Genomic DNA, 11,975 nt, shown 5'->3' with positions numbered 1-11,975 from the left:
CCAGAAAAACCCATACCATCCTATGGGTTTTTTTGTTGTCTATAAAAGCAAAAAAACGTGCCGCAAGTCCAGGTATCGCCAAGCCAGCTATTTTAGCTAACCTTGGCAGAGGCTGTCTGCAGTACGTTTTTTCTAATGATCGATTATTCCCCTAGTACTGGCTGTTCTTGCACAGTGCCAATAGGAAACAAGGCGCGAAACACCCGGCGAACGATTGGACCTGCAATGAACAATTGCAATGGCAATGCGACGATCACATTTTTCCCAATGTTGCTTAGCCAATTGACGAACACCGAGTGATCAGGGTTTGGGTGCATCAACGCACCAAAGAGTGACATACAGATCACCATGCCGGCGATCATCAATGAAGAAATCAAACCGATTTTTTTCCAAGTAGCTGATTGATGGTCCAAAAATCGAAACGCCAAACCTTTTGCCGGACCAGAAACAATGAACCAATCCAAAATAAAGGCGACACAAAGGGCTAATGGCAATTCATTCCACGCCAATTGGAATGCCAATGCCGAAACACCGACTTGAAACATGAGGTTATAAACACTCATAAAATACACCATGAAAATACACATAAGTGTCGTATAGATCAAACTTTCTTTTTTATTGATGGGCATGTAACAACTTCCTTTCTCTTTTTCGTACTCGACTATTCTAGCAGAAGAAAATTTTTCGTGTAAGTAAAAGTTTGAAAACTTTCAAAAAAGTTTTTTGCTATTTTTTTATCCACTTCTCTTGACACTTTCTTATGAAGTCAGTAGAATAGCGATAGATTAAATCGTACAGATAACAAGCGGGTTCGCTTGTCGAGAGAGAGGCGGTTTCTATGAGAATAGAAACGGTCTCTTTTTTTGCGAATTTTTAGAGGTGAGAATATGGAAAACAACAAAAAACTCGTGGGGGCGATCCTCGCAACCGGATTGATGTCATTTGCAGGTGTGCTGATTGAAACAGCCATGAATGTAACGTTTCCAACATTGATCGATCAATTTACGCTTTCAACATCCGATGTTCAATGGGTGACGACCATCTACTTACTGGTCATCTCCATCATTGTCCCAATATCGACCTACCTTTTGAAACGCTTCTCATTGAGAACCTTGTTTCTAGCTGCCAACGCCTTTTTCCTTGTTGGCTTGGTGATCGACTTTTTATCGCCGACGTTTGCCATTTTGCTGATTGGCCGCTTTTTCCAAGGTGCCAGCACAGGGATCGCACTGCCTTTGATGTTCCACATCATTTTGACTTACTCCCCCTTTGAAAAACGGGGAGCGGCAATCGGCTTAGGGAATTTGACCACTTCTATCGCTCCAGCGATCGGACCGACATATGGGGGCTTATTGACCGCCCATTGGTCTTGGAATGCGATCTTTCTTTTCTTGATCCCAGTCTTGCTGATCTCCCTAGTACTCGGCCTTTACTCGATCCCTAAAACGGCTGGGGCAAAAGACACTTCCCTGGATTTACTGAGTGTATTAGGAATCGTCTTGATGTTCAGCGGCTTCTTATTGTTCTTGAATCAAGTAGGCACCTTAGCAAGTCTACTGCCGCTGCTTTTCGGTTTCATTGGTGCTGGCTTGTTTTATCAACGCTCAAAAGGCCCGAACCCTTTGATTCGTTTGGCTGTTTTGAAAAACCGCAGCTTCAGTTTGTTTCTGTTTGGCTTTCTTGTTTGTCAGTTCCTTTTACTGGGCATTTCCTTTGTCTTGCCGAACTTTGTCCAACTCGTCTTGGGAAAAGATGCCTTTACTGCAGGATTAGTTATGCTTCCTGGGGCGGCGATCGGGGCGATCCTTGCGCCGATCTCTGGTCGGTTGCTGGATAAAGTTGGACCGAAAAAACCGATCCTGTCTGGTTTGACGTTGATTGCCATCGGTTGGCTTGCCTTAGCCCTCGTTTTGCGTTCGCCGTTCATTTGGAGCCTAGTTGCTGGACATGTCTTTTACATGATCGGGATCGGCTTAGCCTACAGCAATATGATGACCACCGGCTTAAACAAGCTGACTCCTGCATTGTACGCGGACGGGAATGCGATCTTTAATACGCTGCAGCAATTTTCTGGTGCAGTGGCGACGGCTGTGGTGGCGACCATTATCAATTTGGCACAAAATGCGGCGACCGATTACACCCAAGGGACGGTCATCGGCTCTCAAATCGCCTTATTCTTTTTGTGGGCCCTGGTCTTACTGACTTTCCTATTAACGATCAACTACTTCCGCAAAAGCACCGACAAAAAAGCCGTCAGCTAACTGCGGCTTTACCCATTGAAAACCAAGAAAAAGCCGCTCTCCCTTGAGGGCGGCCATAAAAAAATCCGCTTCCGATCCCCCTTCTTAGTCAAAGGGCGCTCTCGGAAACGGATTATTTTTTTAGTTTAATTCAGCGGAACCAACCGCTGTTTTGGCTGTCACTGTGCCTGTAGTCGTCAATGAAAGCTGACGCACTTTTTCGGCATTCGTGATGACTGTCAAAACATCTGTCTGTTTGCCAGCTGCGGTCACTGCATCTAGATCCATCACTGCAATCTTCGTTTCTGGTGTGACCGTGTCACCTTCAGAAACAAGGACCTCAAATGGCGCACCTTTTAATTCCACAGTATCTAAGCCCATATGAACAAGAACTTCCGCGCCACCAGGCGTTAAAATCCCAATTGCATGCTTCGTTTCAAAAATGCTAGAGATCGTACCTGCAACAGGAGCATAAATCGTTCCATTCGTTGGCTGAACAGCAAAGCCGTCACCCATCATTTTTTGAGAAAAGACAGGATCAGAAACTTCAGTGATGGCAACTACTTTCCCATCAGCTGGAGCATAAAGGGTTTCTTCTGAAACTTGTGCTGCTTCTGGGGCTGCAGTTGTCGGTGCAGCCGTCGTTGGTGCAACAGCCGCTGCTGCAGCTGTATCAGCAGCCAATTGCGGTTCTAATTTATTTAAGAAGGTAACTTTTCTAAAGATGATGGTGCAAACAAACGTGATCGCAATCGTCACCGCCATCGAGATGAAGACCATTGGATAGTTTTCAATTTTAAATGATAAGAAGCCAGGTAGTCCCCCTACACCAATACCTAATGCACGGGTATTCGTTGCAGTGATCAGCATACCACCAAAGGCAGAACCTACCATTGCTGCGACAAATGGGTAAACATATTTCAAATTGATCCCGAACATCGCTGGTTCAGTAACCCCCATGTAAGCAGAAATCGTTGCTGGAACAGAGACTTGTTCTTCTTTTTTATTGCCACGGTGAAGGAACCAAATCGCCAATACTGCCGTACCTTGCGCAATATTTGACAGCATGATCATTGGCCAAAGGTTGGTTGTCCCAAAATCCGCTACTAATTGAGAGTCGATCGCTAGCGTTGTATGATGCAATCCGGTAATAACCAAAGGCGCATACAAGCCACCGAAAATGAAACCAAATAACCAGTTTAATGGTGAGGTCAAGCCGGCATTTACGACCCAAGAAATGCCTGATCCGATTTGCCAACCGATTGGACCTAACACCATGTGGGCTGCTAAAATAGTTGGCAGCAATGAGAACAATGGAACGAAGATCATTGAAACCGCTTCTGGAATCCATTTCCGGAAGAATCTTTCAAGATAAACCAATAAGAAACCTGCCAGCATTGCTGGGATCACTTGTGCTTGATACCCAATTTTATCAATAGTGAAGAACCCGAAGTCCCACGTATAATTTTGAGCAATTTCTGCAGCAGAAGTTGAACTTACTGAATAAGCATTTAATAATTGCGGTGAAACCAATGTAATCCCTAAAACAATCCCTAATATTTGCGTGGTTCCCATCTTACGTGTAATACTCCAAGTAATCCCTACTGGTAGAAAGTGAAAGATCGCTTCACAGGGCAGCCATAAAAAGCCGTTGACACCGTTCCAAAAAGTAGAAGCTTGCGTAATGGTTTGTCCACCTAGAGCTTCTAACGGTACACCTTCTAAGAAATTTCTCAGCCCTAGCATCAAACCACCGACAATAATCGCTGGTAATAACGGGGTAAAGATCTCAGCTAACGTAGCAATCGCTCGTTGCACGATATTTTGATTGTTTTTTGCAATCGCTTTGCTTTGTTCTTTAGAAACACCTTCTATTCCTGATACATCGGTAAAATCATTGTAAAACGTTGAGACATCATTGCCGATAATGACTTGGAATTGTCCCGCATTCGTAAACATCCCTTTGACACTTGGAATTTCTTCAATTGCCTTTTCGTTTGCTTTTGTCTGATCGTTCAAAACAAAACGCATCCGTGTCGCGCAATGTGTTACTGCGGCGATATTTTCTTTGCCGCCAACATATTTCAGCAGCTTCTCAGCATCATCACGATACTTTCCCATAATTAATAAACCCCTTTCATATCCACTTGTATATATATGTTTTAATTACGCACTAATCATAACTTGATAGTTTTGATATTGCAAGCGTTTCAAACCAATTTTTTTCACTTTTTCTACAAACAATACAAGTGAATAGAAAAGGTACCGTATTAAAACCTTAATAAATAAACGTTTTTTAAAATATTTGATTAATATAAAATAATATTGCCAATGACTTTATTTACTGTTTATTTAACAAAAAAGAATAAAAAAACAGGTGAGATAAATTGAAATAGCTTACAAATTACGTTATAATCATCTTGCATGTATAGACAAGTTTAAAGGAGGACAACTATTGTGAATACGATTATATTGTCTAAGGAAGAATGGCTGTTAACGGATCAAACCGGTACGACCTATCCGTTTTCTGGGACAGACAGTGAACGAGTTGCTGCACTGACCGCGCAGCTGCAGAAAATGGAAGGTGGCGGGATCGTCTCTGAATCTCTGGTGTTTACGAATGAAGAAGGGACTTTTTCACTGGACCAATGGTTGACAGAAAAATTGAATCGTCCCTTTGTTTGCACCACGAAAGAACAGTATGAAGAAAAAAGTGCTGAAATTCCTTGGAACCTCGAATACTATGGCTACACCCCTGGTAAAGATGAATACTCGGTGGAGTCACTTTTAACCGTCGGCAACGGCTATCTAGGGCTGCGAGGCACGACGCCTGAGATGACCATTTGTGAAGCGAACTATCCAGGGCTGTATTTAGCAAGTCTTTACAATACGGTGGAATCTGATGTTTCTGGTCATACCATCAGCAATGAAGACTTCGTCAATGCACCGAATCTGCAAAAAATGTACGTGAAGATCGATGATGAAGTGATCGACATTGCCAACAATCAGCTTCTTTCCTTTAAACGGACATTAGATCTGAAGACCGGCTTGTTCCAATCAGTGGCAGAAATTGAAACAAAAAAACAAAAGCGTCTGCGAATCGAAACGAAGAAAATCGCCAATATGCAAGACGTTCACCAATATAGCTTGGTCTATCAGTTTACCCCACTGAACTTTTCCGGTCCCGTTACCTTCGTCAGTGAAGCCGACGGATCGGTTTATAACTATAACGTCGCTCGTTACCGTAGCTTAACCAACCAGCATTTGACCGTGAAAGAGACAGCAGCTGAACAAAACAAAGCGCATTTAGTGGTCACCACTCACCAATCACAGATTACCGTTGTCCAATCCTCTGAACTGTTTTCACAGGACCTGCCATTGGCTGAGCTGCAAGCTGAAACAAACGACCAGCTCGTCCGTCAGCAAGTAGCCCTTGAGGTGACGGAGGGACAAACTTATCGGGTCGAAAAATCAGTCACTGCTACCGCTTATCGGCAAGAGGATCCGCAACCGGCATTTACGTTTTCTTCCTTAGCATTACCTGATTTTGCGACGATGTATACCGCCTCAAAACAAGCCTGGGCTGAATTATGGGCGAAAGCGGCCATCGAAGTCACTGGTGACTTGATGTCGCAAAAAATGCTGAATCTGCATACGTATCATCTGCTGGTCTCCGCAGCACCGAATGCTTATCAGGAGTCCTTAGATGCCAGTATCACTGCCCGTGGCCTACATGGTGAAGCCTATCGCGGTCATATTTTCTGGGATGAACTGTTTATCTTACCCTTTTACATTCTACATTTTCCTGACACCGCCAAAGAAATTTTGCTGTATCGCTACCGCCGCTTAGCTGCTGCCAAAAAAGACGCCCAAAAAGCCGGTTACCAAGGCGCCATGTTCCCATGGCAATCAGGCTTGGATGGCAGTGAGCAATCCCAAGAACTGCATTTGAATCCTATCAGCGGCGAATGGAAAGAAGACCACAGTCGCTTGCAGCGCCACGTCTCCTTAGCGATCGCTTATAACATTTGGCAATATTGGCACAACACACAAGACCGTCCCTTTATGGAACAATATGGATTAGAATTGATGTTAGAAGTCGCCCATTTCTGGCAAAGTGCTGCCACCTGGGATGATACTGCTCAACGTTACTTTATCGATAAAGTCATGGGACCAGATGAATTTCATGAAAGCTACCCAAATAGTGAACAAGGCGGCTTGAAAAACAACGCCTATACCAATATGATGGTAGTATGGTTGTTTGAAGAGATCGAGAACCTCCAACAACAACTATCAGCAGAGAGCTTCCAAGCAGTATTGGAGAAAACGGCTTTAACCCCAGCGGATATTGCTGCTATGGCAGATATTCGTACCAAATTAGGCTTAGAGATCGATCACGAAGGCATCATCGCACAGTTTGAAGGGTACTTCCAGTTGGAAGATCTGGATTGGGCCCATTATAAAGAGAAATATGGCAACATTTATCGGATGGATCGCATCCTAAACGCTGAAGGCAAGAGTGCTGACAGCTACAAAGTCGCGAAACAAGCCGATAGTTTGATGATTTTCTATAATTTCTCAAAAGAGCAAGTCAATCAAATTTTGGCGGATCTTTCTTACCAACTGCCAACAGACTATATTGAAAAAAATCTCCATTATTATTTGGCTCGCACCTCCCACGGCTCGACTTTGTCGCGGATCGTTCACGCTCAGTTAGCGGCAATGGTGGATGATCAGGAATTGGCTTGGTCGTTATACCAAGAAGCCCTCTCTTCTGATTATCGTGATATCCAAGGCGGGACCACGGCAGAAGGCATTCACGCCGGTGTCATGGCCGCTACGTTGTTTATTCCGTTAACCACTTTTGCTGGGATTGATATTCGAGAAGAGCAACTGCAGATCACACCAAACTTGCCAAAAGCTTGGGACAGCTTAGCCTTTCAGCTAGAAGTTCGCGGCACCCGCTTTGCATTGAATGTTACACATGAAACATTGACGATCACCGCTGATCAGCCAGTCACGATCTTAGTGAATGGGCAGCAAGTTTCTCTAGAAGCAAAGAAAGAAGCAACGATTACTTACTAAAAGGAGTGTTACACATGAAAAAAGGATTTGTTTTTGATTTAGACGGCGTTATCACGGATACAGCTAAATACCACTACATCGCATGGAAAGAATTAGCTGCGGAGATTGGGATCGAGATCGATTTGAAATTCAATGAGCAGTTAAAAGGCATTAGCCGCATGGATTCTTTAGAGCGAATCTTAACACTAGGCAACAAAAATGATGCCTACACAGAAGTCGAAAAAGAAGCCTTAGCGACAAAGAAAAATACCCACTATGTACAATTATTACAAAGCTTGACTCCTGATGATCTATTGCCGGGGGTAAAGACGTTCCTTGATGAAGCCAAAGCAAAAAATATTCCTTGTGCCATCGCTTCGGCATCCAAGAATGCGCCGTTTATTTTGGACAAACTAGGTGTCATGCAAGACTTTGATACGATCGTTGACCCAGCAACCTTGAAAAAAGGCAAACCAGATCCAGAAATCTTTATCCAAGCAGCGCTGGCACTAGGCATTGAACCGGCAGAAGCAGTTGGCTTTGAAGATGCTCAAGCAGGGATCGACGGCATCAAAGCTGCTGGTATGTACGCGGTAGGCGTTTATTCAGGAGAAGAACTACACGGTGCAGATGTGATCGTTGAAAAATTGACGGATCTAAACATTGACGAACTTTTGGCGAAATAGTCGATTGCATTTCCAAATTGGCCTCGCTATAATAGCCAAAGAGGGGGCAATCCGATGAACAAGTTCAAAGAGATATTTTTAGATTTAGAACAAAAAATTCTAGCAAACGAATACCCTCCGCATTCTTTGCTGCCTAGCGAAAACCAATTGATCAAAACTTATGGTGTCTCCCGCGAGACTGTCCGTAAGGCATTGAATTTATTGCGGGATGCTGGTTATATCCAAAAGAAACAAGGGAAAGGTTCGATCGTTTTAGACTTGAATCGCTTTGATTTCCCGATTTCCGGCTTGACGAGTTTTCGTGAGCTGCAAGATACCCAACGCATTCCTAGTGAAACAAAGGTTGTCGAGATCCGTAAGATCGCCGTTTCGCCAAAGCTGCACGAAACCACTGGTTGGCCTGTCGCTTCTGAGGCATGGAAACTGATCCGTCAGCGGAGAATCGATGGAGAAGTGGTGATTTTGGATAAAGATTACCTTGATGCTTCTATCATCGAAGAGTTGCCAGAAAACCGAGCGAAAGTATCGATTTTTGATTACTTTGAAAATGATCTTGGCCTTGAGATCGCTTATGCACAAAAAGAAATCACTGTTGACCCCGTCAACAAAGAATTGCGGGATCTAATGGATCTGCGTCCTGAAGATCAGCATGTCGTTACGGTTCGCAGCCTCGTGTATCTAGAAGACACGCGCTGTTTTGAATACACCGAATCGATCCACCGACTGGATAAATTCCGCTTTGTGGACTTTGCCCGTCGACGCAAGATTTGATGGACGTATAGACGTGAAAAAGACAAAACAGACCTAGACTTCACCGAGAAGTCTGGGTCTGTTTTATGTTTCAATCCCCCCCTCTCGAGATGATGCTGGATCGATCCTTCCTCTTTTCGCCTCTGTCGCTAACGATTCATCCTTTTGCTTTCCCGGCGTTTGGCTGCCGACGAACAAAAAAGGCTCAATCATTTATGGGACTGATGAAAAGCACAGTTGATTTTGAACAACTCAGTCGTCCTTATTAACAGTCAGCCACACAAAAAAAGCAGTACCCTCTGAGAGGATACTGCTTTTGCTTGCTATTTGGCGTAATCCGTTGCGCGGGTCTCGCGAATAACGGTTACTTTGATATGACCTGGGTAATCCAAATCGTCTTCGATCTTCTTGCGGATGTCGCGAACCAATCGTACAGCATCCAAATCAGAAATCTCTTCTGGTTTGACCATTACACGGACTTCACGTCCGGCTTGGACGGCAAAACTGGAATCGACACCTTTGAAGCCGTTGGCGATATTTTCTAGGTTTTGCAAGCGGCGAATATAATTTTCCAATGATTCGCTGCGGGCACCTGGACGGGCTGCTGACAAGGCATCTGCGGCTGCAACTAAAACAGAGATAACCGATGTTGCTTCAACATCTCCATGGTGAGAAGCGATCGCATTGATCACCACACCATTTTCTTTGTATTTGGCAGCTAACTCAGCCCCGATCTCAACGTGAGAGCCTTCGATTTCATGGTCAAGGGCTTTCCCGATATCATGCAAGAGTCCGGCACGTTTGGCTAACTGAATATCTTCGCCTAATTCTGCGGCAAGAACACCGGTTAGTTTTGCGACTTCGATCGAGTGGTTCAAGACGTTTTGTCCGTAGCTGGTACGGAAACGCAAACGACCTAAAATCTTGATCAAGTCTGGATGAAGGGTGTGAGCACCGACTTCAAAGGCTGCTTGTTCCCCATATTCACGAATATGCTCATCCATTTCTTTCCGAGATTTTTCGACCATTTCTTCAATTCGAGCTGGATGGATCCGGCCGTCTTGAATCAGTTTTTCAAGGGTCATACGAGCAATTTCACGGCGAATCGGATCAAATCCTGATAAGACGACTGCTTCTGGCGTGTCATCGATGATCAAATCGATCCCTGTCAATGTTTCAAGGGTCCGAATGTTCCGACCTTCTCTTCCGATGATTCGACCTTTCATCTCATCATTTGGTAATGATACGACCGATACCGTGGTTTCAGACACTTGGTCTGCGGCACAACGTTGGATTGCTAGGGACAAGAGATTTTTTGCTTTTCGATCTGCTTCTTCCTTCGCACGCTGTTCAGATTCTTTGACCATGATCGTTAATTCATGGTTCAATTCCTCTTCCGTTGATTTCATGATCAACTCTTTTGCTTCATCTCTAGACAGCGCGGCGATGCGCTCTAATTCTTTCTGTTGTCCATCGATTAAGTTTTCTACTTCTTTTTCTCGCTCGTCAATTAATTGTTGTTTCTCACTAAGTCTGCCTTCTTTATCTTCAAGTGAGCGTTCTCGTTTTTCCAAAGAATCGTCCTTACGATCAAGTACTTGTTCTCTTTGGAGTAAACGATTTTCTTGTGATTTTAAATCAAGTTTGCTTTCTTTCAACTCACTTTCAATCTCTGACCGATACTTCTGATTTTCTTCCTTAGCTTCTAACAATGCTTCTTTTTTAAGAGTTTCTGCTTCTTTCTTAGCGCTTTCGATAATTCCAGCTGCAGAATTTTGGGCGCCGTTGATTTCTTTCTCATGACGAGATTTCGTCACATAAACTCCTAATCCAAGACCGACAATTAAACCGATGATAGCGAGGAGAATGTAAAGTAGTTCCAATGAATCCACCTCCATACTATCTTTTTAAATATTTTGTAATTTTGATTAACAAAGGATAACAAAATTATCAATTCGCTACTTCTTATGTGGAAATCCACATACGTTTATTCTAATGTTTGAACACAAGAGTGTCAACTTTAAATAATAAAGTAAACTTTCGCAACCCTTCCTTTTTACGGATGTTTTTTCAACAATAGATGAATCTAGCAAAAAGCCACAAAAAAGCCAAACAACCTCGTTGTTTGGCTTTTTCAAGACTTATTCGTCTAATGGTAATTCTTCTTGCGCTTCCTCGAGGGTTACGGTCTCTCCTGTTCCAATCCCGTAAGCATCGCGGACGCGAGCAGAAACTTCTAGCATCATTTCTTGGTGTTCACGCATATAGTTTTTGGCGTTTTCACGACCTTGACCGATGCGATCCCCTTTATAGGCATACCACGCACCGCTTTTATCAACGATGTCTTGTTCCACGGCCATATCCAATAATTCACCTTCTTGTGAAATACCTAGACCATACATCATGTCGACTTCCGCTACTTTAAATGGTGGCGCTACTTTGTTTTTGACTACTTTGATCTTCGTGCGGTTCCCGATGATATCTGTACCGGATTTCAATTGCTCAGCACGACGTACTTCCAAACGGATGGTTGAATAGAATTTCAACGCACGTCCACCAGGTGTCGTTTCTGGATTCCCAAACATGATCCCAACTTTTTCGCGAATTTGGTTGATAAAGATCGCGATCGTTTTCGTTTTGTTGATGGAACCAGAAAGTTTCCGTAATGCTTGTGACATCAAACGAGCTTGCAAACCAACGTGGGTATCACCCATTTCACCATCGATCTCCGCTCGTGGGACTAAAGCTGCTACCGAGTCAATAACTACGATATCAACCGCACCACTTGAAACTAAGGCGTCAGCGATCTCTAATCCTTGTTCCCCTGTATCTGGTTGTGATAACAAAAGATCATCGATATTTACGCCTAATTTTTGCGCATACTGAGGATCTAACGCATGTTCGGCATCGATAAATGCTGCTGTTCCGCCATTTTTTTGGACTTCCGCAATGGCATGTAAAGCAACTGTCGTTTTACCAGAACTTTCTGGGCCGTAAACTTCTACGATCCGTCCTCGTGGGTAACCACCTACACCTAATGCAACATCCAAGGCCAATGAACCACTTGGGATCGTTGAAATTTGTTGATCAACTTTTTCGCCAAGCTTCATGATGGCACCTTTACCATAGTTCTTTTCAATCTTCTTTAGTGCAGCATCTAAGGCTGCTTTACGATCATCTGCCAAACGGATAATCCTCCTTATATTCATCACTTTCGTGTGTCGTTCATAAGATA

The 11,975-nt window shown here is 43.7% G+C and carries 8 protein-coding genes; 4 read left to right on the top strand and 4 right to left on the bottom strand.

Annotation, left to right across the window (positions count from 1 at the left end):
* Positions 1-143 precede the first annotated feature (143 nt).
* A complete protein-coding gene (locus IGI88_RS07020; RefSeq protein WP_005226468.1) occupies positions 144-629 on the bottom strand; it encodes a hypothetical protein in 486 nt (161 codons plus the stop codon).
* A 258-nt stretch (positions 630-887) separates the two neighbouring features.
* Between IGI88_RS07020 and IGI88_RS07015 the strand changes: the two genes are divergently transcribed.
* Complete coding sequence (locus tag IGI88_RS07015; protein ID WP_010748497.1) at positions 888-2,261, top strand: MFS transporter; 1,374 nt, start codon at positions 888-890, stop codon at positions 2,259-2,261.
* Between the two features lie 120 nt (positions 2,262-2,381).
* Here the strand turns inward: IGI88_RS07015 and treP are convergent, their stop codons facing one another.
* Complete coding sequence (gene treP / locus IGI88_RS07010; protein ID WP_429960308.1) at positions 2,382-4,361, bottom strand: PTS system trehalose-specific EIIBC component; 1,980 nt, start codon at positions 4,359-4,361, stop codon at positions 2,382-2,384.
* Positions 4,362-4,697: 336 nt separating this feature from the next.
* On the opposite strand from treP, the gene IGI88_RS07005 reads away from it, so the two are divergent.
* From IGI88_RS07005 to treR, 3 genes are read left to right on the top strand one after another with little or no spacing between them, the layout of a single operon-like run.
* Entirely contained in the window at positions 4,698-7,325 is a 2,628-nt protein-coding gene (locus tag IGI88_RS07005) for a glycoside hydrolase family 65 protein (RefSeq protein ID WP_196043911.1), read from the top strand.
* 14 nt (positions 7,326-7,339) lie between these two features.
* Positions 7,340-7,990, top strand: a complete 651-nt coding sequence (gene pgmB, locus IGI88_RS07000; RefSeq protein WP_005232889.1) for a beta-phosphoglucomutase — start codon at positions 7,340-7,342, stop codon at positions 7,988-7,990.
* Between the two features lie 54 nt (positions 7,991-8,044).
* Entirely contained in the window at positions 8,045-8,761 is a 717-nt protein-coding gene (gene treR / locus IGI88_RS06995; protein ID WP_005226457.1) for a trehalose operon repressor, read from the top strand.
* A gap of 302 nt (positions 8,762-9,063) precedes the next feature.
* On the opposite strand, the gene rny is transcribed toward treR, so the two are convergent.
* Positions 9,064-10,638, bottom strand: coding sequence for a ribonuclease Y (rny, locus tag IGI88_RS06990; protein WP_005232891.1), 1,575 nt, complete (start codon positions 10,636-10,638; stop codon positions 9,064-9,066).
* Positions 10,639-10,881: 243 nt separating this feature from the next.
* Entirely contained in the window at positions 10,882-11,925 is a 1,044-nt protein-coding gene (gene recA / locus IGI88_RS06985; RefSeq protein WP_008376737.1) for a recombinase RecA, read from the bottom strand.
* Positions 11,926-11,975 lie beyond the last annotated feature (50 nt).

Origin of the sequence: Enterococcus sp. AZ179 (genome assembly GCF_050498885.1) — a bacterium.
GTDB classification, from domain to species: Bacteria; Bacillota; Bacilli; order Lactobacillales; family Enterococcaceae; genus Enterococcus_D; species Enterococcus_D entomosocium.
The sequence above is the reverse complement of the archived record's forward strand: the minus strand, read 5'-3'. Positions and strand labels throughout refer to the sequence as shown.

Coding starts and splice junctions, on each gene's coding strand:
- IGI88_RS07020 (WP_005226468.1), bottom strand. CDS start 629: ATGCCCATCAATAAAAAAGAAAGTTTGATCTATACGACACTTATGTGT.
- IGI88_RS07015 (WP_010748497.1), top strand. CDS start 888: ATGGAAAACAACAAAAAACTCGTGGGGGCGATCCTCGCAACCGGATTG.
- treP (WP_429960308.1), bottom strand. CDS start 4,361: ATGGGAAAGTATCGTGATGATGCTGAGAAGCTGCTGAAATATGTTGGC.
- pgmB (WP_005232889.1), top strand. CDS start 7,340: ATGAAAAAAGGATTTGTTTTTGATTTAGACGGCGTTATCACGGATACA.
- treR (WP_005226457.1), top strand. CDS start 8,045: ATGAACAAGTTCAAAGAGATATTTTTAGATTTAGAACAAAAAATTCTA.
- rny (WP_005232891.1), bottom strand. CDS start 10,638: ATGGAGGTGGATTCATTGGAACTACTTTACATTCTCCTCGCTATCATC.